Raw genomic sequence first — 22,344 nt, 5'->3', positions numbered from 1 at the left:
CGATCTCGGCCAAGCGAAGAGCCGGCCCAGCGTTCTGACGCACGTCTTGATGTCCGGGGGCTATTCATCGCCCGGCTCAAAACATGCTCAGGTTGCGGCTTGCACAATTACACTCGTTAAAGGTACAATAGATATGAAGAACAACCTTTAATTGTATGTGGCATAAGATCAAATGGCGACACGATCCGCGGCCCACTCCGGTCAGAACGGCTCCAACGACAACACCGTAAACCTCTCCGATCCCGCCGAGACGGCGCGTTACATCGAAAACATGGCGCGCGAACTGGGCGGGTTAGCGACCGAGTCCGGGCTCGGTTTCCTCGCATTTCTCCTGCGTATGGTCGAGGACGACGCGGGCGCTACGGCCAAGGAACGCGGCAGCCCGGCGAAACCATCGGGCTGATACTGGCGGCGGCTCCGGCCGCAGCAAACTATCAATAAGAGACGGACGCGGCGGCTACCCAGTACGTCCGAACCGGCCGTGGTTACGTCATGGAATCAGTGATACACGCTGGCCACCGTGGCGCTCCAACCGACCTGCGAGTTCAAGTTCAAGCAGAACGAGCAGGACGACACCGGGGGTGAGGCCGGTGAACCGGATGATCTCGTCGATCTCGATCGGCGAAGGACTGAGGGCCGAAAGAACGGCCGAGCGATCGTCGTCGACGACATCGTCGGGGCCGGGGCCGGTCTTGCCGGGCTCTCCCATCTCGGTCGGTTCTGGCGGTGGGCGATCCAGCATCGGCGCGAGCTCGGCAGTTACGTCAGCGACTTCGGTCACCATATGCGCCCCGTCCTTGATCAGGCGGTTGCTGCCCGCTGCCCGGGGATCGAGCGGCGAGCCCGGAACAGCGAACACCAGCCGGCCCTGCTCGCCCGCTAGCCGGGCGGTGATGAGGGAGCCGGACCGGGTCGCCGCCTCGACCACGACCACGCCGAGCGCCACGCCGGAGACGATCCGGTTGCGCCGGGGAAAGTCGCGGCCGCGCGGCACCCAGCCAAACGGCATCTCGGTGATCTGCGCGCCGCCTTGGGCGATGATCGCCTCGGCGAGATCGACATTATCGGGCGGATAGATTCTGTCCATTCCACCTGCCAGCACCGCCACCGTACCGGTCTGGAGGGCCGCCGTGTGGGCTGCGGCATCGATGCCTCGGGCAAGACCGGAGACCACCGCATAGTCGGCACTGCCCAGACCGGTGGCGATTTGGCCGGCGAACTTACGCCCTGCCACCGAGGCGTTGCGCGACCCAACGATCGCCACCGCGGGCCGGGCGAGACAGTCAAGCGCGCCGCGGACCGCCAGCAGCGGCGGTGCGTCGGCGATGTGGCGGAGCCAGGGCGGATAGCCGAATTCGCCGACGGCGACAAACCGGCCACCGAGCTGGCCGAGGGCGTCGATCTCCCGTTCGGCGTCGTCGACCGGACAGAGCCGGATTCGCCGTCCACCGCGCTCGGCCATCGTCGGCACGGCCTCGATCGCCGCGGTGCCACTGCCGAAATGGTTGATCAGTCGGCGAAAGGTGATCGGACCGATGTTCTCGCTGCGGATCAGGCGCAGCCACGCCAGCTGTTGGGCATCGTCGAGGACGATTGTTGGCCGGCCCGCTGGCGGGTCCGTCATGACTGGGCGCCGATGCGGCTCTCCGTACCAGCGATCAACCGTTTGATGTTGTCAGCGTGACGCCACCAAACGATCGCCGTCAACACGACGAACAAGCCACCAACCCGGGGCTCCCCAAGAAGGAAGATGAGCACCGGTGGCGTGATCAGGCTGGCGGTCAGGGCGCTCAGCGACGAGATGCGGAAAGCGAACGCCATCGCGAGCCAGACCACGACGAAGATGAGTGCGGCGGGCCATGCGAGGCCGAGCAGGACGCCGATGTAAGTGGCGACGGCTTTGCCGCCTTTGAACTTGAGCCAGACCGGGAAGATGTGGCCGACAAAGGCGCCGAGGCCGGCAACCATTGCGCCATCGGAGCCGAACAGCGCACCGGCAACCAGCACCGCCACAGTGCCCTTGAGGCAGTCGGCGACCAGCGTCGCTGCAGCGATGTCCTTACGGCCGGTCCGAAGCACATTGGTGGCGCCGATATTACCGGACCCGATCGCCCTCAGGTCGCCGAGCCCGGCGAGTCGGGTGAGGATCAGGCCGAATGGAATCGACCCGAGCAGATAGCCGAGGGCGAGCGCACCGAGAATGCTCAGGCTGGTTGGCATGGCCGATCAGACCGCGTTCTGGTTGAATCGATTGCAAGGGTAAGCGGAGCCGCTTCGGCCGGCAACATGTGCCAGGCTCATTCCGCTGTCAGGATGGGGAAAACCGGAATCCAACCTGTCCGAAGGTGAGAATCAGGGAATAGCCTCAGCTTCGCGTTCATACACCGTCTGGCCGGCAACGAGGGTGCGAAGGACCCGTCCGGAAAACCGGGCATCAGCGAACGGCGTGTTCTTCGACCGCGAGCGTAGTGTCTCCGGGTCGAGCACCCACGGTCGATCGGGATCGACCACGATGAGATCGGCCGGCGCGCCAGGTGCCAGGCGCCCGACCTCCAGCCCCAGCCGTTCGGCCGGCTTGGTCGCCAGCGCCCGGAACAGCGTCAGCATCGAAACCGTGCCGTCATGGATGAGCCGGAGCGCCGCCGGCAGCAGCGTCTCCAGCCCAACCGCGCCGTCGGCGGCTTCGGCGAAGGGATGGCGCTTGGTGTCGACGTCCTGCGGGTCGTGGTTCGAGACCACGACGTCGATGGTGCCGTCGCCGAGTCCGGCGGCCATCGCCTGGCGGTCCATATCCGTTCTGAGCGGCGGCGAAAGTCGAAAGAACGTCCGGTACGGACCAATGTCGTTCTCGTTGAGAGTGAGGTTGTTGACCGAGGCGCCACAGGTCACATCGAGACCACGGGCCTTGGCGGCGCGGATGATGTCGAGCGACTCCGCGCACGACACCTGTGCCGCGTGATACCGCCCGCCGGTCAGCGCGGCGAGCCGGATATCTCGTTCGAGTACAATGATCTCGGCTTCCTTGGGAATTCCTGCGAGGCCAAGCCGGGTTGCGGTTTCGCCTTCGTTCATCACCCCATTGCCGACGAGATTGGGATCGGCGGTGTGGTGGACGATGAGGGCACCGAAGTCGCGACCATAGGTCAGCGCTCGGCGCATGATCGCGGCATTCATCACCGTGTTGCGGCCGTCGGTGAAGGCGACCGCACCGGCCTCGCCGAGGAGTCTGAATTCGGTCATTTCCTCGCCGCGGAGGCCCTTGGTGAGCGCGGCCATCGGATGAACCCGGATCGCGGTTTCGTCACGGGCGCGGCGGGCGATGAAATCGACCAGGGCGACGTCGTCGATCACCGGATCAGTGTCGGGCATAGTGACAAGGGTGGTGACCCCGCCAGCGGCGGCTGCGCGGCCGGCCGAGGCAAAGGTCTCGCGATACTCGGCCCCCGGCTCGCCGACAAACACCCGCATGTCGACCAGCCCGGGCGCGACGATGGCGCCGCGGCAGTCGATCACCTCGGCGTCGGCCGGGCGTCCGCTGCCGCCATCCGGCCCGGCGGCAATGATCCGACGGTCGGCGACGATCACCACGCCGGGTGTATCGAGGTCGCGCGACGGATCGATCACCCGCGCATTCTCGAAGACCACTGGCCGGTCGTCCCGGAACCGGCCTATGGGTGTCGTCGGCATGGGGTGCGCCCTATTCGTTCGGCAGGTGGGCGGCGAGTGCCTCAAGCACCGCCATACGCACCGCGACGCCCATCTCGACCTGCTCGCCGATCAGGCTGCGCTTGCCGTCGGCGACAGCGGAATCGATTTCCACGCCGCGGTTCATCGGCCCCGGATGCATCACGAGCGCGTCCGGCTTGGCGTAGGCGAGCTTGGCTTCATCGAGGCCGAAATAGTGGAAATACTCCCGTACCGACGGCACGAAGCTGCCGGCCATTCGTTCGCGCTGCAGGCGCAGCATCATCACAATGTCCGCGTCGGCGAGGCCAGACCGCATATCGGTGAACACCTCCACGCCCATCCGCTCGATTCCCGTCGGCAGCAGCGTCGACGGGCCGACCACCCGCACCCGAGCGCCGAGAATGTTGAGAAGTTGGATGTTGGATCGCGCGACCCGGCTGTGGGCGATATCGCCGCAGATCGCCACCGTGAGGCCCTCGATCGTGCCCTTGTGGCGACGGATGGTCAGCGCGTCGAGCAGCGCTTGGGTCGGATGCTCGTGGACCCCGTCGCCGGCATTGATCACCGAGCATGACACCTTCTGGGCCAGGAGCTCCACCGCCCCGGCGGCGTGATGACGCACCACCAGGATGTCCGGCCGCATGGCGTTCAAGGTCATCGCCGTGTCGATGACCGTTTCGCCCTTCTTCACGGCAGAATTGCCGACCGCCATGTTCATGACGTCGGCGCCGAGCCGTTTGCCTGCCAGTTCGAACGAGGACTGGGTCCGGGTCGAGGCCTCGAAGAACAGATTGATCTGAGTCCGGCCGCGCAGGACCGTCTTTTTCTTCTCGATCTGCCGGCTGATGGCGATCGCTTCTTCGGCAAGATCGAGAACGCCGACAATCTCGGTCGGCTTCATCCCCTCGATTCCCAATAGATGCCGGCTCGGAAGCGTGATCGACGGCGAGGGCGGGGGCACGTTCATCAAAAACGAAGCTATAGGGAGAGTCGCGCCGCCGGGCAAGCCGCGGCGGATACGGTGATCATAACGTCCGTGTGTGGTGCTTCCGGTGCCGCTCGTTGGGGTAGGGCTGGTTTCGTGACCTTCGGCTGTCGATCGGCCTGAACCGGCCAACCGGACACCGCCTTTGGCGGGCGTCAACCTGTTGTCGTCCGATCCGGTCCTGATAGCGCTGGTCGAGGGCGCTCCCCCGTCGGTGATCGATCAGCTCGCCGCCGATTGCGAGATCTGGGGTTCGGCCGTGACGCTGGAACTCGCCCGTCTCGTTAACGCCCGCCCGCCGGTGTTGCGGCCCTGTGATGCCGACGGGCCGACAACGATCCGGGCGAGGCGGCCTTCGCCCGGCTATCACGCCCGCGGTGAAGTACTGGACCGCCAAGATCGCGTCTCCGTTGATCGCTGAGGCGATGGAGTGCATCGGCGGTGACGGCTATGTCGAGGAAAGCCGGCTGCCGCGGCTCCATCGCGACGCACCGGTCCAGGCGATCTGGGCGGGAACCGGCAACACCCTGTGTCTGGAGATCATGCAGCTTCCGCGACGATCGCCGGAGCCGCTGGAGACCGTCCTCGCCGGCATCGAAGATACCCTTGGGACGTCGGCCAAATCGACCCTCAACGTGCTGCGCGCCGCCGCGGCGGTCGCACTCGCCGACGCCTTCATCGAGACCCGGCTCTCCAAGCCGCGGCCAATCGCCTATGGCATGCTCGACTCGCGCTTCGACGCCCGTGCCTTCGTCGACTACATCTGCCGGGGTTGAGCGTCTACCGCTTCCGCCGTTGGATCGGCGAGTTGAACTCCATTGTTGGCCGTCCCCTTCCAATGTCTCCACAATGACCGGATGATGGAATCAATTCTTACCGTGATGAAAGATTTCAGGGCGGCGTTATTCTTTATGTTTTCTGATACTATATATATCTCAGCTTTCCGCTCTCCCTCCCTATGATACATATTTTTTAGGAAGAGTGATTGATTGTCGATTGAATCGAAGGCGCCGTTCTCGCGAACAACAAACAGACGGTTATGATATAGGCGTTTTCCTTGCTGCTCGTCGTTGATATAACACCTGGGCTTTTGGATATTAATCAAAACCGATATCGACGGGATCTGCCCATTCTTCATCTTCTTATAAAGGCTCCTTCTGATGTAATCCAAGACGCCAGTGGCGTTGTCCAGAGCGTAGGATAAGAATTGCTGCAGCTCGTCGCCCGATCGTTCCACACCTATGATCTCAGCCGCTCGTTGGCCAAATGAGATGCGCTTAAACGGGTTGTGTACGTGCTGAAATTCCCGGAGAACAACAATATTGCAAAGATTGACGATTTCCGCGGCAACAAAATACTCGGGCTGCACTTCTCCGCCGAGTTCTTGCTCGTCTTCAAGCTCTCTGAGGCGCTCCTCTGCCAAATGCTTCACCCGAAATAGAAGTGTTCGTAGATTCGAATCATCAAGACGGATCAAGCATTCTGGTTCCGAAGGCAGCAGGTTGGTTATTTTCTGTGACATCTCGTCGGTTTCAATGTAACTATATTCATCTAAGGCAGCCCTTATCCCTGAGCTACCGTATGAAAAGCAATAGTTAAGTATTTGCGAAAGAAGGTATTCCAGGCATCGGTTCGATCTCGAGGATGTTCGATGATATATGATATACTTATATATCTGATACCTTTGTTCAAAAAACTGCTCTATTCCAGAAACGGCACGAATATAATACGCAAACGAGAAGCGATTGCCGTTGCGCTCTTTGTTCGGATTCTTGTTATTGATTAGTACCGAATTCGAGTAGACTCGAATTAGGTCAAATTGACCGAGATGAGATCCCGACTCGTTTCCATCGCGCAAAGTATAGTCTAAACGATCTGCATCCACAGCCTCACTATCTATCAATGAATGAATCGAATTTAAAAAATAAAATCGGTGCGATTCATCTTGTATCGCAGTAGCCAAAACAAACGAGAGAGTGAGGTGGTGGATCAATTTTGCATAATCTGGGATACCGTTCTCTAAGAAGGTTGATTGATATTCAGAAATGAAACGATTGAAGACAGAAATACTTCTAACTTCGTGGAAATCTTTACCAAATACCGAGCTCTCTAGCGCATTGGACGGGCAGCTAATAATACGCGAAAAGAATTCAGAATATTCATCAATGGTCTTATGTGAAGAAAATCCCGAGAATTCCCTAAATCGTTTTGAGCGTAGATAATCAAAATGCTGAATATCGGTCTTATCTTGTTTGTATGCTCGCATTAAGTTGGGTATGTCATCGAGGGCAGCCTCGAACGCATGGCTCATTGGCAGATGACCGATGTCGTGCATTAGGCCATAGAACCGAAGCGCTTGCCAAAGCGTGTCGGCGATGAACGTTGCCGAGAATTGGCCAAGGGAGCCGTAAGCCCTTTCGGTATGAATGCGAGGATTGTCCTTCTCAGGAAAAATCGGTGTGTGAAGGAACTTGGAAAGACCGGAAATGGTCGAGAGGTGGGCCGCCGATAGGTCCTGGTATATCAAATGCCGGTAGCTATGATCCTTGGTGGCCGGCCAGATAATCGCGATTATGTGCTCTAGGAAGTCAGCGCACTTTTTGAAGAATGCGTCCAAATCGCTGTAGGTGGCATTGGACAATGCGTTGCCGAACATCTCGCCCACGACATGCGCGACACCGACGGAGTGGGGGAATCGCGTGTTCTTGTTGGACGGAAAAGCGACGTATGCCGTAGAGTTCTGTAGGACGAAGTGAAGGCGCTGGAAGTAGGCGCTGTCGATGAATTCACGCTCAAACAGTGTGATCTCGAACCGGTCGTGGATGGCGTCGGAAATCGGCGTTATGGCGCGCGGGTGGCTCAGGTGTGTCGGGTGCATGATGTTACCGGTGGCGCTTCGGGGCCTTGGGGTTCGTCAGTTTTAGGCAAGCTTTGTCAATACATCGCAATCGGGAGGGAAGATCAGACCCTGCGGGCAATTGCCGGTATCCGAGTTTGATTGAAGATGGTCGGTGAGACACTTGTCAGGCAGCAATAAACGGCTCGAACCTATACGGTCTCATAAAAGCTGAAGCGGGATCAAGGCTAAAAGCAAAAGTTGTATGTTTGATAGTGAAGACTGCCTTCTTGTTCGTGTGGCTCGCCTCCTGAGTGACGGACACGTTGACTACCCTCCCAGCCGCTCGATCAGGTTGGCGGTGTCCTGTGGCGCCAGCACCATAGCGTCGTGACCGGTGGCGAGTTCGTGCATCGGCCAGCCCTTGGCCCGTGCACGTTCGTGGGCGCCCTTGGCCGGCGGGTAGGGCGGGGCGGTGCAGGCGATATAAGCGACCGGCAAGCCGTTGCCGACCGGATTGTTCAGTTTCACCGGCGTCGTGAACGTTCCAAGCGGGTGCGGCATCAGACACCCTTCCAGGAAGGCCTTGTCGTCCGGAGCAGTCACACCGAAGCTTTCGACCGGCGCGACCGGCAGGCTAAGGCCACCGCTCGACTCCTCACCCTGCCTCAGACGATCCGCGGCGATGTCCTCGGGCAGAAGGCCGAACCAGGTTTCGCTGTCCTCGACGATCGCCGCGTCGAGGTAGATCAGTTTGGCGATTCGCTCCGGTACAGCGTCTGCGGCCCCGGTGACGGTGATCCCACCGAAGCTGTGGCCGACCACCACCACGTCGTGGAGGTCGCGCCAGACCAGCGTGTTGACCAGATCGGCGACGAAGGTATCTACGGTGATCTCCGTCGACAGGAGATGAGACCGCTCGCCAAGGCCGGTCTGGGTCAGCGCGGTCACCGCATGGCCGCGCTCGCGCAGGATCGGGGCGACTCGGTCCCAACACCAGCCGCCGTGCCAGATGCCGTGTATCAGCACAAAATGACGCGGAGCCACCTGAGCCATGCCTCCCTTTGCTGGTCTTCGGCCGGACGATAGCATCGCTCCGTCGGCTTTGGTTAATGCGCGATGCCCGTCGCGTGCTGGGTTAACGTGCTAGATTGCATGGCCGACGGGGCCAACGCGCGAACCGTCGGCAAGAAGGCGGCGGGCTTGGGGGTGAGACGTGCTGCTGATCGAACGTGTGGCGGCGCTCCATCGTGTGCCGATCTTCGCTGAACTTTACGAACACACGCTGGCAGAGATCGCCCAGATCGTTGAAGAAGTGACCTTCGAGCCAGGCGAAGAGATCATCCGCGAAGGCGCGATGGAAGACTGGATGTTCGTCCTGGTCGACGGCCGGGTACAGATCGACATCGGCGGGGTCGAAATCTCGATCCTGGAACCCGGTGCCGCCTTCGGCGAACTTGCTATTCTTGATCCGGCCCCGCGTGCCGCGACGGTCACCGCCCTCGAATCGAGCCTGCTTTTCCGGATCGGCCACCAGCCGTTCCGCGATGTTATGCATGAACAGCCGGAGGTGATGGCTGCGCTTCTGGTGATGCTGACCCGGATGTTGCGTGCGTCGCGGAACATGCCGTCCGCACCCCTTGAGTGAGGGCAGGGTTCTGAACCCCGTGGCTTTCCTCATCGTCAGTCAGGCTGTCGCCCTCGGGCTGACGCTGGCTTTCATGATTGTTCCGGGGAATGCCGTCTTCCTTCACGTCTTTGGGGCGGAGCGTCTGCCTTTTGTTTATCTCGCCGTCGCCGCGCTCGGCGTGGCGGTGTCGTTCGGGCTCACCCGCCTTCAGGTCCGTACCGGCCTGTTCACGCTGGCGATAGCGACAACCGGACTGGTAGCGGTGCTCGTTTTCGTCTGTTGGGTGCTGGTTGAACTGGTCGAGGTCGATGCCGCCGCGTTTGCGGTCCTGGTGTTGTTTGCGCTGCACCTGCAACTTGGCTTCGTCTTCATCGGTGCCCAGATCGGCCGGGTGTTCGACGTCCAGGCGATCAAGCGGATCTTCCCGCGCGTTGTCGCCGGCTTCGTTGCGGGGTTCATGGTCGGCGGCTTCGTCGCCGCTGGCGTCATCGTCCTGGTTGGGCACGCGCAGGACCTGCTCGTGGCAGCCTCGGTGGCGGCGGCGGTCATGGTCGCATTGATGGCCGGGACCGCGCCCTTTGTCGCCCATCCGTTCGCGCCGCCGCCGGAGGCGCACCACGCCGATCGCGACCATCATCGCTCGCTGCGGCGCATCCTCGGCATCCCGCTGGTTGGCGCGGTGTTCGTCTACCAAGTGCTGTCGGCGATGGGCACGCAACTGGTCGAGTATCTTCTCTACAATCGAGCCGCCGCCCGTTTCACTGGCACTCAGGAACTCGCCGCTTTCTTTGGCGAGTATACCGGCGTCCTCAACCTCGTCGACCTTGTCGCTCTTGCCCTGATCGGCGGGTTCCTGATGTCGCGCTATGGACTCCGGTTCGGGCTGGCCGCCAATCCTGTGGTCGTCTCAGGCCTGGTCGTCGCGGCGCTGGTGGTGGCGCTGGTCTCCGGACCGGAGGCGACCCTGTTCTTTCTGCTCGTCGCCGTGGCGCGGATTTCCGACATCACGCTCGCCGACGTGGCCACCCGCACCTCGGTCAACGCCACCTTCAAGGCGTTGCCGCTGCAACAGCGTCTCGCCGCCCAGGTCGGGGTGGAAGGCGCTGGCGTGCCGATCGCGCTGGGGCTCACGGCGATACTGATCCTCGCCATCAACGCGGTGCCGGGATCGTCGGTCGTCGATATCGTCGTGGTGACGCTGATCGTCTGCATCCTGTGGTCCGGTGCCGCCTGGGTCGTCTACCACCGCTACCGCGCCGCGGTGATGACGGCGGCCCGTCGCCGCGCGCTGGATGGTGACGAAGTCGACCTCAATGAGCCGGTGACCCGCGAGGCGGTTCTCGCCCTCGGCGCCTCCGACGATCCCCGCGATGTTGACATCGCGTTGCGCTACGCCGACGCCATGGACGACGCCACCGGCGAGGCGGTGCTGAACGTCGCGGTCAGCCATCCGTCAGTCGCCGTCCGTTGCGTCGCGCTCGACAGGTTGGTCCGCCGCAATCCCGACCGCGCCCGCAAGGTCGCCGACGCTTGCCTTGCCGACGGTTCGCCCGATCATGTCCTGGTTGCGCTACGCGCTCTCGGACGGCTCCGTCGCGAGACCATCGGGGCGGCGATCGCTCCGTTCTTCGATCACGCCGACTCGCGTCTACGCGCCGCGGCCCTGGGGGCCGCACTTCGCCACGAGTCCGGCAACGGCGCGGCCGCGACACGGCTGGCGACGCTGGCCGAGGCCACCAGTCCGGTGAAGCGCCGGGACGCCGCCACAGCGATCGCCGAGGCGGGGCGGACACCATCGATCGATCTACTGGCCGTGCTGCTCGCCGATCGGGAGCGGGTGGTCCGCGATGCCGCCGGCGCCGCCGTTGCCGCGCTTGGCGACGAGCAGATGTCCGAACTGCTGGCCCGGCCGATGGCGACCGCCGATCGCGCTCGCCTGCTGCGCGCCTGTCGCCGTACCGCCGGGCCGGCGATGCGCGACCAGGTTGCCGCGGAGCTCGCCAGCGGTGCCGGGCCGGCGTGGGAATTGGTGCGCGTCCTCAACGCCGCCGATGAGGCCTTGGACGAGCGCCATCGCGACCTGTTCGATCAACTGGTGCGCGAGAAGATCGGCCATATCGACCGGGCGCGCACCTGGATGGCGACGATCGCTACCCTCGGTGAGACAGCGCCGCCTTCGGCCGAGCGGCTCCGGCGGGCGCTCAGGGCCGAGGCCCGCGAAGCCGGGTCGGCGTTGTTGGAGATCCTTAGCCTGGCCCACGACAAGGCGCTGGTCGCCCGGGTGCGCGGCGTGCTCACCGGCCGGATCGCCGGCGACACCGGCCTGGCGCTGGAATCCCTCGACGTGGTGCTCGCGCCGCAGCACCGGCGGCCGGTGGTGCGGGCGCTGACGGCGGCCTTTTCCGACGACCTGCGCGCCGGCGGGCGACGCACGCGGCCGGAACGCACCGCGCAGGTGCGCGAACTGATGGACATGGCCCGCGGCTGCGGCTGGGCCGATCACCCCGACTGGTTGCAGGCCTGCATCCTGGCGATCCTGCGCGACCTCGGCGTCGACGAGTCGGTCACCCGCACGATTGCCCCGCGCGGTCCGGTCAGCGCGGAACTGATCGCCGCCGGGTAAGATCAGGCGCCGACCCCAGCCTCATGCCGAAGTGCTTCGAGCGGCTCTCGAAGCCCGCGCGCGACCCACGCGCCCACACCAAAACGCCCCGCGGCGGCTGTCCGCCCGGGTGGATCGCTTGCGTCCCACGTCCCTCTGGTCAGTTCCCTCATGGGATTCTTCCCAATCCCGGTCGGGCTTTCAGCCCTCCTCGCCTCTTGCGAGATGAGGGGTGGCGGGCGTCGGGTAAACGCCATGCCGAGTTAGTCTCTATGGGGCGTCTTGCCGGCGTCCGCCGCGACGATTTTGGGCGCTTCGTTTTCACGCTCCGGCGCGGCCGAAGGACGGGACCCGGGTTGCCGGGTCCGGCCCGACGCGCCGCCGGCGGGTCCCGCTTGGTCGCGGGGGAGCCGAAGGCGCGCCCGACCGCCCTTAAGGTGAGCTAAATCTCACAGCCGGCCCCCGAGCGAAAGCCGGCACGGCTTCGCTCAAGGATCACAAGTGCCCATACTCTTGTCGGAAACGTGGTGCCCACGTTTTCCGGAGCATGGGTGTGCCGGCGGGCTACTGGCGAAGGCCTCCCGGGGACGTTCGGACCGTCATCCTCTCCGGCCCGGGGTCTCCCCCGATGCCGTCGCCCCGTTGCCGGGGCGCGCCGCGGGCGCCGCACCCCGCCCCACGCAGATGACGCCTCATGAGCGCGCCCCTCGGTGAGCGGAGATATCTAGGATTTTAGTCCTGTGATGGAGAGGTGTCAAGGGAGCGTCTAGGAGTATTGCTTCTCATCTAGAGATTCAAATACGACTTAGGTGGTCAGCCAGGCGCCGAGCTCGAATAGTTTGCTAAGGCAGAACGACGCGCTCAACAGCATCTGGGATGCAACCTTAACCTACGCCCCCACAGCAGACGAGTTGACTCACAAACTCGGTAGCAAGTCGCAGCAAAATGTTGTATTATCTGACCGCAACAACCGTTAGACCGTTCACTTGGCAGGTGGCTTGTCATGAAGTCCATGCTATTTGGCGCAGTTATCATCTTACTGGCGGAAAGCCTCGTCGGCTCTGCGCTGTTCGCCTCTACAGCCGTCCATGAGACAGAACCATTTCAGGGTCGTCAGCAAACAGATGCGCTAACTCCCGACAACCGCTGGCAACACGCTGCAATATGTCAAACCCCCTACTTTTGGTGCGTGATCTACGGGCCACCCTCTTGGGGCGCTCCCTGCTACTGCAATTCTCCGCACGGCCCGGTGCCAGGTGTCACCAATGGTTGAGACCAAGGCAGAAGCCAAGACTTCACACCGTCGGCATTCGTCCTCGATGAAGTACATGGTTGACATCTTGGCCAGGTCAGTGTCCATAGTATCTGTATTGACCCTCTCTGTTTCGTATGCGTCCGGCACAAATAGAGAGATATTGCCTATTCAGAACGCTCAGTCTAGCCAAAATTGTTACAATCACTATACTAGAGTTTCCAAAAAGATTTGCCCATCGAAATGTCGAAAAATTCTTATCTGTAATCACCGACCGGTTGGTCGCCCATCCTGCACAATTCTTCCTTATCAATGTTTGAGAGGATGAATAAATATGGTCGAGTCAAATGACACAAACGCAACAAATATCATAAAAATTAGATCTTTATCAGAATTATTGGGTAAAATATCTAGATTATACAACAAGCGTTTTGTTAGGTATGCTATATATGCTCCCGCATTGTTGTTTTTATTGTGGGTTATCGGTGTATTTGACAGTTTAGTGTCTCGTTGGAGTGAATTAGATTGGTATATTTGGCGACCGCAGGCCAAAATTTTTGTAGAAAGTCCGGAAGTATATACGAGGGAGCGTCTTATAAATGAAAGGTTGGCAGAGGAAGAATGGCTAAATTCCCAACTAGAGGCCGTCGACGGAAATAGAGATGCGGCGTCGTTGTATAAATCATTGACTGATAGTGTTTTCGTTGCCGCAAATAAGCCGAGCGAAGGCGGTGTTGATTCGATAATATCTAGGGACGGCGAGCTAAGCGCTGTTGAAGCTGCCAAATTGGGTCAATCTATTGATCAGTTGAGTGATTTTCCGATGTCTTTTGATCAAAATTTTCGTTTGAAAAGTGCCCATCGGAATCTGGTACGACAACGGATAATTGAAAACCGGCTAGACGATCGTCATGATCTCGAAGGTAATGCTTTGTACATTTTGAAATTCGATACCACTGTTGTGGGAGTGCCTTTCGGCGGAGGTCGCGCGGTAATAGAAGTTGAAATAAAGCCGCCTTCTCCCGTAAAAAGTATTGCAACTGGAAGTATTGTTGATCAGATGACTGGATTGGAACTCGAAAAAACCTATAATTATACAAAGAATAACTACTATGACTGGATTGAAACGCTCGAGTCGAGGATAAATGAAAACATATTTAGGTATTTCAGAGGCTTGTACGATAAGAGCCTGATGGCGAGTGTGAGGAATAGTGTCGTGGACTATTTGTCAGCACGCTATCCGCATCACAGCCGCCGTGAGATAATAGCAATAATGTTTGGAGGAAAGACTGATGTCGCGTTGGAGGCTCGAATTTTTCTGACGATGCTGGCAATCGGAGAAATAACAGGTGATCCCGCGCCTGCTTTGATGGAATATTATGACTTCCAGTTGGAGAATCGCGTCAAAGAAATAAATGCATTTGGTGCTGAGGATGCGAAAAAAATAGGAGAAATTGTCAGAAGTTTTCCCGTTACACTTGCGGGGGGCAATTATAGCGATTATGTGGTAATGGCGGTTTCGTCTGCGTCTGGAACATTTCTCGATGCGCGTGTTACAGTTGTTCCTAGAGAGACGGAATTTGTAGTAACTAATGCAGACTGTGAAACGCTGTATCCGAGTCAGCAAGAGCGACAAGCTGAGATTCAAACTACAGCACCCCTTTTCAGAGAGCTCAAGGCACTCGGTAAAGGATTTGAGACTTTGAAGGTTGTCGAGCGGGCTTCAGATATCTATAGCGCTGAGGATGTAATATCTAAGGAGATAGTCGTGAGAGCGTTGAAGGCGTATGAACACGAGAAGAATGTCTCGGCGAATCTATTTAGAATTTGGGATATCGCCGCAGAAAGAGGATTATTGCTGAGTAGTGCGAATAATGATAAAGAAAAAGAGGCGATACGGAGCGTCTACGTTGGCCCGAGATCATGTGAAAAGAGCACGGGAATTACCGTAGACCTCGGCCTTATAAATTTTGTTCGTCGAATTGGGGAGTTTAACACATATAGCTATTCAGTATTGCCAAGGGAGAGCGCTATCTCGGTTTTCGGGGAGGTGTTCGACGCACTGGCTGCGACGTCGGACGTGTTTGGAATAGAGGGAGCGCGCCGGAGTTCATCCGTTACGCGAAAGTGGAGTTTGAGGCCGGTAATTACCACGTTTGGGGATACAGGACCGGGGGCCGGCTTAGCCGACTCGGGGGCACTTGGGGGGACGGACGAACTAGATGAATCTGATGAGCCTGTTGTGGGCTGGCTCATAGATCTTGCAGCTCGTGAACCCGATGAATCGGAGAGGTTTGAAATGACTTCGGTGAGCGAGTCTGTTTTGGCTATCATTTCGGTTCCTGCTTGGTGGTCAGAGATTGAGCTATTTGTGCGACGGGGCTGGTTGGATGGCAATCAGGAGGTGACGTGGTTGACTAGTGATTCGACCGGAAATCGGGATCAATCTGATTTCACAAGATTTCCATCACACAGCGTTAAGCTGCCCAACAAACCGGAACTCTTAGATACACTTTTGCTGGACAGTGCCAATCGCCGGCCGATTATAGTAGACGTGGACACACTTTGGGCAGGAGAAAGCGCTTCGTCTGAGGCAGAAAGCGACTTCGGTCAACCATGCGAAGACATTTCGTTGTTGATACTGGGGCCGAGATTGTGGCGCAACACGCTTGTTACACTTGGTGGCATAAAGGCACATAGCATCGAAGTCACACCCGATATGGAGGGTATTGTTGCGCGGCTCAAGGTCCCGGCGAAGGTCGAGGACTCCCAGGGTAAATCCGTTAGTAGCGTGAAGCTGCGCGTTTGGACTAGCGAAGGTGTAGCCGAATTTGCTGACAATTTGATATTGCAAAGAGATGGTGCCCAGTGCTCGGTTCGGAAGGACTTAGTTCAAATGTCGTTTGACGAGCTCGACAGTGAGGGCGCGCAACTTGACGTTAACTCGCTTCAATAGCGAAACCGACGAGATTTTGATCCCAGTCCAGCCTCCGGCCGTCCACGCCTCTTGGCCCGTGCGCGGTCGGGGATGACCGGTGGTTAGTTATCCAGGAAGCTGATCCCCCGATCAAGTCGGGGGATGCGGTCGAGCAGTGTCGCGTCGCTACTAGTTATCCGAAAACGAGCGGACCCTCGGATCAAGTCCGAGGGCTTCGCGCTCCGGCTTCGCCCCGAGCGCTCGGCTTCCGCGACTAGTTGTCGAGAAAACTCCTGAGTTTTCTCGACCGGGACGGATGCTTCAATTTCCGGAGCGCCTTGGCCTCGATCTGGCGGATGCGTTCGCGGGTGACCGAGAACTGCTGGCCGACCTCTTCCAGCGTGTGGTCGGTGTTCATGCCGATGCCGAAGCGCATGCGGAGCACCCGCTCTTCGCGTGGGGTCAGCGAGGCCAGCACCCGGGTCGTCGTCTCGCGCAGGTTCGACTGGATCGCCGCGTCGATCGGCAGGATGGCGTTCTTGTCCTCGATGAAATCGCCGAGGTGGGAATCCTCCTCGTCGCCGATCGGCGTCTCGAGGCTGATCGGCTCCTTGGCGATCTTCAGCACCTTGCGCACTTTCTCCAAGGGCATGGCGAGTTTTTCGGCCAGCTCCTCCGGGGTCGGCTCGCGGCCGATCTCGTGCAGCATCTGGCGGGAGGTGCGCACGATCTTGTTGATCGTCTCGATCATGTGCACCGGAATGCGGATGGTGCGCGCCTGGTCGGCGATCGAGCGGGTGATCGCCTGGCGGATCCACCAGGTGGCGTAGGTGGAGAACTTGTAGCCGCGGCGGTACTCGAACTTGTCGACCGCCTTCATCAGGCCGATGTTGCCTTCCTGGATCAGGTCGAGGAACTGCAGGCCGCGATTGGTGTATTTTTTGGCGATCGAAATCACCAGGCGCAGATTGGCCTCGACCATCTCCTTCTTGGCCTGACGCGCCTCGCGCTCGCCCTTCTGGACCATCGACACGATGCGGCGGAACTCGGTGATCTCGAGGCCGGTGGCGGTCGCCAGCGACTGGATCTCCTTGCGGATCGCCTTGATCTTGTCCTTGTCCTTGGCGACGAACTCCTTCCAGCCGCGGGCCGACAGGTTGGAAATGCGGCGCAGCCAGTTGGGGTCGAGCTCGGAGCCGGGATACTCCTTCAGGAACTCCTCGCGCGAGACCTTGTGGCGCTCGGCGAGACGAAGCAGCCGGCCCTCGTGGCCGATCAGGCGCTTGTTGATGTCGTAAAGCTGCTCGACCAGGGAATCGATCCGCGCCTGGTTGAGCGACAACGACTTGACCGCGGTGACGATCTCTTCCTTCAGCTTCTTGTAGCGGCGCTCCTGGGACGGTGACAGGGTCTTGTTGCCGAGCTTGAGCTCGACGTCCTGGTCCTGCAGCCGGCGGAGCTTCTTGTAGAGGTCGGCGATGGTGTCGAAGGTCTCGACCACCGCGGGCTTGAGCTCAGCCTCCATCGCCGCCAGCGACAGGGCGTTCTCGTAATCGTCGTCGTCATCGTCCTGCTGTTGCTGCTGGCCGGCCTCGCTTGTCTCACCGCCGCCGGCAATGTCGTCGCCGGGCGCGGTTGGCGGAGCGTCCGCAGTGGCGGCTTCGGCCGTCGGCGGGGTGGCGCCGTTGGTCTCGGCCGGTGGAGGCGGTGCCGGTGCGGCCTTGGCGTCGGGCCCGGCATAGGTTGCCTCAAGGTCGATGATGTCGCGGAGCAGGATCTGGGCTTCGTTCAGCTCGTCACGCCAGATGATGATCGCCTGGAAGGTGAGGGGGCTTTCGCATAGGCCCGCGATCATGGTCTCGCGGCCGGCCTCGATGCGCTTGGCGATGGCGATCTCGCCCTCGCGCGACAAGAGCTCGACCGAACCCATCTCGCGCAGATACATGCGTACCGGATCGTCGGTGCGGTCGGTCGGTTCCTTGGTGGTGGTCTTGGCGACCGCGGTGGTCGCGGTCGAGGCTTCGGTCAGCTCGCCGCCGCTCTCGGTCTCGCCCTCGGCCTTCTCGCTGTTGTCGGAGTCCTCGGCCTCTTCCGACTCGATGACGTTGATCCCCATCTCGGAGAGCATCGCCAGGATGTCCTCGATCTTCTCGGAGGTGACCTCGTCGGAAGGCAGGACCGAGTTCAGCACTTCGTAGGTGACATAGCCGCGCTTCTTGGCGGCCTTGATCATCTTCTTGACGCCCGCATCGGTGAGATCGAGTACCGGGGCCTCCGGCGCCGCTTCCTGGACCTCTTCCTTTTCCCGAACCTTGGTCGTCATGCACATCTCCGACTAAGGCGCCGTCAGCGGCCTTCAAGCGGCCGCCGATGCGCATCTTTGAAAGTAATCGTCCCGCCGCCCAAAGCGGGTTTTCGTCCGGGTCGCCCTCCCGGCCGCCGTGCCCCCGTGGCGGACCCTCGTGTTTAACCCGATGGCCGCCATTGTCCAGAGCCTAGAACACCCGAACTTCGCGCCCCGACCGGGCGCCGAACCCTTCGATCAACGCTTCCGTCCCGTCCGCGCTTGCCAGCTGGTTCCTGATTTCGACCAGTCGCACCAAATTTGCCTCGCTTGCGTCTGCGGCCAGCGCGGCCTCCGCTTCCTTGAGTTCCTTATGTAACGTTCGCTGTCTAAGGTGCAAGGTCAAAGCCTGATGCCAGCCGGCTTCCGCGTCCGCATCGTCGGCATCGGCGGTGGCGAACCACAGCCGGCAGGCGGCGATCTGGGCGTCGAGACGGGCGATCAGGTCCTGATGCCGGCCTGCTAGAGCGGCCCGCAGGGGCTGTGCCCCGATGTCGTGATCGGCGGCGACGCACTCGATCATCGCCGCCCGCAGGGCGTTGAGGTCACGCGGCTGTTTGCAGGGACCACGATGGTGCGTGATTCCCCAACCTCCGGATTCCTTGGGCCTCCTCAGCGAGGTTCTTGTCTAGTTCACGCCAAGCGTTCTCTTGGCGCTGAATCTCGCCGGTCAATCTCCCAAGCTGCTCCAAAATCGCATCAACATTCACTGTGTCTCGCGCCAGTCGCCTTTCCAGTTCTTCGACATCCTGCTGCATCTGAGTCGTTTCGATGCGCTTGACAAAATAGTTGACGCATTCGGAAACGAACGACAGTGGCGGTGAAGCTCCGACGATCGGGAACCGCTCGATCAGTCGATGTCCGCGAGCGACACCCGTCGAGGCATCGCCGTGAACATCATCTAGTAGGTGGAAAAACTCATCACTGAGCTGCGCGTAGATCACCTCCACCGTGATTTCTGCTCCGTCGACGGTCAGGTAGTGGAGGGCTCTGTAGAAACTCTCCAGGTCACCCGGAAAATCCAAGTTGGAGAAACGATCGGGCTTGTCGTCTATGAATTCCGGATAATGCACTAGAAGCCCAAGGAGAATTTTGTAGATCCCGAACTTTGGTCTGATCTCTGGAATTCGTACGTGCGTGTCCAGAAATGATCCGCGTTCCTTTTCCTTTGAGGCGGATTTCAGCTCTCTCCAAAATAGATTTGAGAGTTCGACGCGGCAGGTTCGGTAGTAGGCAGTGTTAACGGTCTGGTCTTTGATGCTACGCACAATATCGTAAAGGCGTTTCTCGAAAGCGGCTCGCCCGTCGGGTGTGTCTATCCGAGCCTGAGCGAGTTCCCGCTCCCAGAGGACGTCCCAGAGGGGATGTGCCCCTTGAAGGACGGCTCGAAATGCCTCCAAACCCTGGGACCGGACCAACTCATCTGGGTCCTTTCCCTGGACGAGGAACGCGAAGCTGAATGCCTTCCCGACTCTCAGTTGCGGCAATATCCGATCTATCGATCGATGAGCGGCGGAGATGCCGGCCCGATCCGAATCGAAGCAAACGATTGGCTCATCGGACAAACGCCAGAGTGTACCGATCTGTGCTTCCGTCAGCGCGGTGCCCATGGAAGCAACGACACTTCGCATGCCAGCTTGATAGATGGAGATTGCGTCGAGGTATCCCTCAACGACAACGACAGAGCCATCGTCGTGCGCGGGTTGCCGTGCGCGATGAAAGTTGAAGACGACTGAGCCCTTGTGAAACAGTTCCGTTTCGGGAGAATTCAGATACTTCGGCTTGACGGCATCATTGAGCGCGCGACCACCAAATCCAATGACTCGTCCACGGACGTCATGAATGGGGATGATCACCCGGTCGCGGAACCGATCGTAGGCGACCGGAATATCGTCGCCGCTGATCAGCAGGCCTGCGTCAATCATGTCTTGTAAGGGCACATCTTTCGAAGCGAGGTATTGGCGAAGCGCAGCCCGCCCTGCCGGCGCGTATCCGATCGAAAACTCGGCCTGTGTCGACTGGCTCACTCCTCGGGTCTCGAGATAGGCTCTTGCCTCCCCGCCGGCGTCGGATTTCAGGTTCTCACGAAAAAAGTCTGAAGCAAGTTGCAGGATTTCCGCGAGACTCTTTCGGCGTTGCTCCTTCTTGCGGTCGGCTGCTGATGCCGTCGGCAGGTTGACGCCTGCTAGCCTCGCCAACTTTTCGACGGCCTCTGGAAACGAGAGGCCCTCGGTCTCCATCACAAATGTGAAAATGTCGCCGTTCTTGCCGGCCGAAAAGTCGTGATAGAAGCCCTTCTGATCGTTGACGAAAAAGGACGGCGTCTTCTCGCTATTGAAAGGTGACAGGCCGCGCCACTCGCGCCCCTCTTTTTTTAGACGGACCCGCTGACGCACCACCTCCGAGACAGGAAGGCGCGCGCGGATATCGTCTAAAAGAGAATCGCTGAACCGCATGTACACCTAACTCTTTGATATTCTTTTATTTTTTTCTTGATCTTTTTGTCGCTCTTTACGTGATTTTTGAGGCTATTTCAAGGGAGTTCGCGATTCGTTCTCTCGACATACTGAAAGTCGGGGATGTTCCTGAAAAGAGCTTGCTTGTGGCTTCGCAGCGTGAAGGCGAACGAATTCGCGCCTCACCCCGCCGCTATCCAGACGTTACCCCAGTCCGGCTTCACTCCATTCCGAGATCGCGTCGACGAAGGCTTGGTCCACCTGCTCGAATGTCGATGATGCAACCGCCAAAGACTGGCGTCGCGCCTCCGCCGCGAACGCGGCGGTTCGAGTGTCGGGGACCCATACTTCGATCGGGCGCAAGCCTTCGGCGCGCAGCCTGGCTCTGCGGACCCTGTCGCGCGATGAACGGGGATTCGGATTGTTGGACATTTTTTGGTGTCTCGCTTGCTTGCAGCGGCTCCGGGTCCTCCCTAAACACCCCGCCGCGTGCGCCGTGCCAGCATCGCCTCCTGGGCTTCCGGGGTGCCGTCGTGGAACGAGCCGAACCACCGGTCGAGCGGCACCATGCCGTCGGAGTAGTTCACCTCGAAATACTTATGGTGGAGGTAATGGGCGTAATAGGAGGTGTCCATCGTCGACTCGTCGCCGACCACCACCCGGTCGAAGCCGGTGTGGCCCTGCGCCGGCATCAGGCCAAGACGCGAGGCGAGGTTGATCATGTGGATCGGGTGGGACGGGATGATGAAGAACAAAAGGATCGTCGCGAAATAGAGCACGTGCTCGATCGGGTGCATCGACAGGCCGGACCACGGGCCAGGGTTGACGTTCCTGTGGTGCACCGCGTGGGCGAGCTTGTAGAGCGGCGGCCAGTGCAGCAGCCGGTGGGCGAAATAGAAGCCGACCTCGTGAATGAAGGGGACGAGGAAGAAGATTGCCACGAACAGCACCGGGTACTCGGCGAAGCTGATGTACGGCGCGATGTTGTTGGCATAGGCCCAAAGCAGCAACACCTCGTAGGCGGTCCAGATCGACACGCCGCTCACCAGCGTGTAGAACATGTTGTCGTAGGTCTGATTGCCGAATTTGAAGACCGACGATTTCTCCTTCGGCCACTGGCGATTGTATTTGAACAGTGTCCCCTGCTTGCGCCACACGTAGAGCCACAGATGCCAGGCGCCGTAGACGAAGAGGGTCAGCCCGAGATTGCGTAAGAGGATGAGCGCAACCCACCACAGCGAGAAGGTCTGCAGCGTTTCGAGCGATGGAGTCAGATACGTCCAGATCAGTATGGCGGCGACGGCAAAGAGGACGTTCCACGGCAGAAAATAGCCGGGAAAGCCGAAGAACCATTTGAACAGGACGCGGGGATTGGGCGGCCAGTCGAAGAACGGCCCGTAACTCGGCGGCTTGTTAGGGCTCCAGTGTCCGCGGCTGTCCTCTTTCCCGTAAGCGGAATCGCTCACTGTCATCGCCATGCCCTCCCTCGGATCAGGCGCCTGCCGCGGCCACATGCCAGCCGGCAAGCGCCGGATAGCCTTGTCGCCCCGGCGTCGATCCATCCGGGCGCGACCGTTACGAAATTAGACCGCTGAACAAGGCCGCTGGCAAGTCGCGCCCGCTTTTTCGGCTATT

Annotated in this window: 17 protein-coding genes; 6 read left to right on the top strand and 11 right to left on the bottom strand. The window is 59.9% G+C overall.

Annotated features, from left to right (window positions below; translation table 11 throughout):
- Nucleotides 1–172 precede the first annotated feature (172 nt).
- Nucleotides 173–403: a hypothetical protein gene (locus ACO076_RS20370; RefSeq protein WP_421724641.1), complete on the top strand. Its 231-nt coding sequence runs from the start codon at nt 173–175 to the stop codon at nt 401–403.
- Nucleotides 404–490: 87 nt separating this feature from the next.
- Here ACO076_RS20370 and dprA read toward each other — a convergent pair whose 3' ends face one another.
- The 4 genes from dprA to ACO076_RS20350 all read right to left on the bottom strand — a co-directional run bounded on the left by dprA (nt 491) and on the right by ACO076_RS20350 (nt 4,654).
- Nucleotides 491–1,624 carry a DNA-processing protein DprA gene (gene dprA / locus ACO076_RS20365; RefSeq protein ID WP_421724640.1) on the bottom strand — a complete coding sequence of 378 codons (1,134 nt, stop codon included), beginning with the start codon at nt 1,622–1,624 and terminating at the stop codon, nt 491–493.
- Nucleotides 1,621–2,220 carry a glycerol-3-phosphate 1-O-acyltransferase PlsY gene (plsY, locus tag ACO076_RS20360; protein ID WP_421724639.1) on the bottom strand — a complete coding sequence of 200 codons (600 nt, stop codon included), beginning with the start codon at nt 2,218–2,220 and terminating at the stop codon, nt 1,621–1,623. The genes dprA and plsY overlap by 4 nt, the downstream gene beginning before the upstream one ends.
- A 132-nt stretch (nt 2,221–2,352) precedes the next feature.
- Nucleotides 2,353–3,687: a dihydroorotase gene (locus tag ACO076_RS20355; protein WP_421724638.1), complete on the bottom strand. Its 1,335-nt coding sequence runs from the start codon at nt 3,685–3,687 to the stop codon at nt 2,353–2,355.
- A 10-nt stretch (nt 3,688–3,697) separates the two neighbouring features.
- Nucleotides 3,698–4,654, bottom strand: a complete 957-nt coding sequence (locus ACO076_RS20350) for an aspartate carbamoyltransferase catalytic subunit (RefSeq protein ID WP_421724637.1) — start codon at nt 4,652–4,654, stop codon at nt 3,698–3,700.
- Between the two features lie 163 nt (nt 4,655–4,817).
- On the opposite strand from ACO076_RS20350, the gene ACO076_RS20345 reads away from it, so the two are divergent.
- Together ACO076_RS20345 and ACO076_RS20340 are read left to right on the top strand one after the other, a co-directional pair.
- Complete coding sequence (locus ACO076_RS20345) at nt 4,818–5,093, top strand: hypothetical protein (RefSeq protein WP_421724636.1); 276 nt, start codon at nt 4,818–4,820, stop codon at nt 5,091–5,093.
- Nucleotides 5,050–5,448: an acyl-CoA dehydrogenase family protein gene (locus tag ACO076_RS20340; RefSeq protein WP_421724635.1), complete on the top strand. Its 399-nt coding sequence runs from the start codon at nt 5,050–5,052 to the stop codon at nt 5,446–5,448. Before ACO076_RS20345 ends, ACO076_RS20340 begins: the two co-directional genes overlap by 44 nt.
- Here ACO076_RS20340 and ACO076_RS20335 read toward each other — a convergent pair.
- The gene (locus ACO076_RS20335; protein WP_421724634.1) at nt 5,430–7,550 is read right to left on the bottom strand and encodes a hypothetical protein; all 2,121 of its coding nucleotides are present in this window, start codon (nt 7,548–7,550) and stop codon (nt 5,430–5,432) included. The genes ACO076_RS20340 and ACO076_RS20335 overlap by 19 nt on opposite strands.
- Nucleotides 7,551–7,838: 288 nt before the next feature.
- On the bottom strand, nt 7,839–8,564 hold the full coding sequence (locus ACO076_RS20330) for an alpha/beta fold hydrolase (protein ID WP_421724633.1): 726 nt from the start codon (nt 8,562–8,564) through the stop codon (nt 7,839–7,841).
- Between the two features lie 160 nt (nt 8,565–8,724).
- On the opposite strand from ACO076_RS20330, the gene ACO076_RS20325 reads away from it, so the two are divergent.
- The 3 genes from ACO076_RS20325 (at nt 8,725) to ACO076_RS20315 (ending at nt 15,948) form a co-directional block, all read left to right on the top strand.
- Nucleotides 8,725–9,156: a cyclic nucleotide-binding domain-containing protein gene (locus tag ACO076_RS20325; RefSeq protein WP_421724632.1), complete on the top strand. Its 432-nt coding sequence runs from the start codon at nt 8,725–8,727 to the stop codon at nt 9,154–9,156.
- A gap of 19 nt (nt 9,157–9,175) precedes the next feature.
- Nucleotides 9,176–11,761, top strand: coding sequence for a hypothetical protein (locus ACO076_RS20320; RefSeq protein ID WP_421724631.1), 2,586 nt, complete (start codon nt 9,176–9,178; stop codon nt 11,759–11,761).
- Between the two features lie 1,565 nt (nt 11,762–13,326).
- The gene (locus ACO076_RS20315) at nt 13,327–15,948 is read left to right on the top strand and encodes a hypothetical protein (protein ID WP_421724630.1); all 2,622 of its coding nucleotides are present in this window, start codon (nt 13,327–13,329) and stop codon (nt 15,946–15,948) included.
- 235 nt (nt 15,949–16,183) lie between these two features.
- Here the strand turns inward: ACO076_RS20315 and rpoD are convergent, their stop codons facing one another.
- From rpoD to ACO076_RS20290, 5 genes are all read right to left on the bottom strand, one after another.
- Complete coding sequence (gene rpoD, locus ACO076_RS20310; protein WP_421724629.1) at nt 16,184–18,232, bottom strand: RNA polymerase sigma factor RpoD; 2,049 nt, start codon at nt 18,230–18,232, stop codon at nt 16,184–16,186.
- A 172-nt stretch (nt 18,233–18,404) separates the two neighbouring features.
- On the bottom strand, nt 18,405–18,776 hold the full coding sequence (locus ACO076_RS20305) for a hypothetical protein (RefSeq protein WP_421724628.1): 372 nt from the start codon (nt 18,774–18,776) through the stop codon (nt 18,405–18,407).
- Between the two features lie 22 nt (nt 18,777–18,798).
- The gene (gene dnaG, locus ACO076_RS20300) at nt 18,799–20,709 is read right to left on the bottom strand and encodes a DNA primase (protein ID WP_421724627.1); all 1,911 of its coding nucleotides are present in this window, start codon (nt 20,707–20,709) and stop codon (nt 18,799–18,801) included.
- Nucleotides 20,710–20,913: 204 nt separating this feature from the next.
- Nucleotides 20,914–21,141 carry an antitoxin MazE family protein gene (locus tag ACO076_RS20295; RefSeq protein WP_421724626.1) on the bottom strand — a complete coding sequence of 76 codons (228 nt, stop codon included), beginning with the start codon at nt 21,139–21,141 and terminating at the stop codon, nt 20,914–20,916.
- 41 nt (nt 21,142–21,182) lie between these two features.
- Nucleotides 21,183–22,181, bottom strand: a complete 999-nt coding sequence (locus tag ACO076_RS20290; RefSeq protein WP_421724625.1) for a sterol desaturase family protein — start codon at nt 22,179–22,181, stop codon at nt 21,183–21,185.
- Nucleotides 22,182–22,344: the final 163 nt, after the last annotated feature.

The sequence above is a fragment of the Bauldia sp. genome (assembly GCF_965232525.1).
Taxonomy (GTDB): Bacteria; Pseudomonadota; Alphaproteobacteria; order Rhizobiales; family Kaistiaceae; genus Bauldia.
Note: the sequence above shows the minus strand (reverse complement) of the source record. Positions and strands in the feature narration are given on the sequence as shown.

Coding starts and splice junctions, on each gene's coding strand:
- ACO076_RS20295 (WP_421724626.1), bottom strand. CDS start 21,141: ATGTCCAACAATCCGAATCCCCGTTCATCGCGCGACAGGGTCCGCAGA.
- ACO076_RS20355 (WP_421724638.1), bottom strand. CDS start 3,687: ATGCCGACGACACCCATAGGCCGGTTCCGGGACGACCGGCCAGTGGTC.
- rpoD (WP_421724629.1), bottom strand. CDS start 18,232: ATGACGACCAAGGTTCGGGAAAAGGAAGAGGTCCAGGAAGCGGCGCCG.
- ACO076_RS20315 (WP_421724630.1), top strand. CDS start 13,327: ATGGTCGAGTCAAATGACACAAACGCAACAAATATCATAAAAATTAGA.
- ACO076_RS20335 (WP_421724634.1), bottom strand. CDS start 7,550: ATGCACCCGACACACCTGAGCCACCCGCGCGCCATAACGCCGATTTCC.
- ACO076_RS20305 (WP_421724628.1), bottom strand. CDS start 18,776: ATGATCGAGTGCGTCGCCGCCGATCACGACATCGGGGCACAGCCCCTG.
- plsY (WP_421724639.1), bottom strand. CDS start 2,220: ATGCCAACCAGCCTGAGCATTCTCGGTGCGCTCGCCCTCGGCTATCTG.
- ACO076_RS20330 (WP_421724633.1), bottom strand. CDS start 8,564: ATGGCTCAGGTGGCTCCGCGTCATTTTGTGCTGATACACGGCATCTGG.
- ACO076_RS20370 (WP_421724641.1), top strand. CDS start 173: ATGGCGACACGATCCGCGGCCCACTCCGGTCAGAACGGCTCCAACGAC.
- ACO076_RS20350 (WP_421724637.1), bottom strand. CDS start 4,654: ATGAACGTGCCCCCGCCCTCGCCGTCGATCACGCTTCCGAGCCGGCAT.
- ACO076_RS20290 (WP_421724625.1), bottom strand. CDS start 22,181: ATGACAGTGAGCGATTCCGCTTACGGGAAAGAGGACAGCCGCGGACAC.
- dprA (WP_421724640.1), bottom strand. CDS start 1,624: ATGACGGACCCGCCAGCGGGCCGGCCAACAATCGTCCTCGACGATGCC.
- dnaG (WP_421724627.1), bottom strand. CDS start 20,709: ATGCGGTTCAGCGATTCTCTTTTAGACGATATCCGCGCGCGCCTTCCT.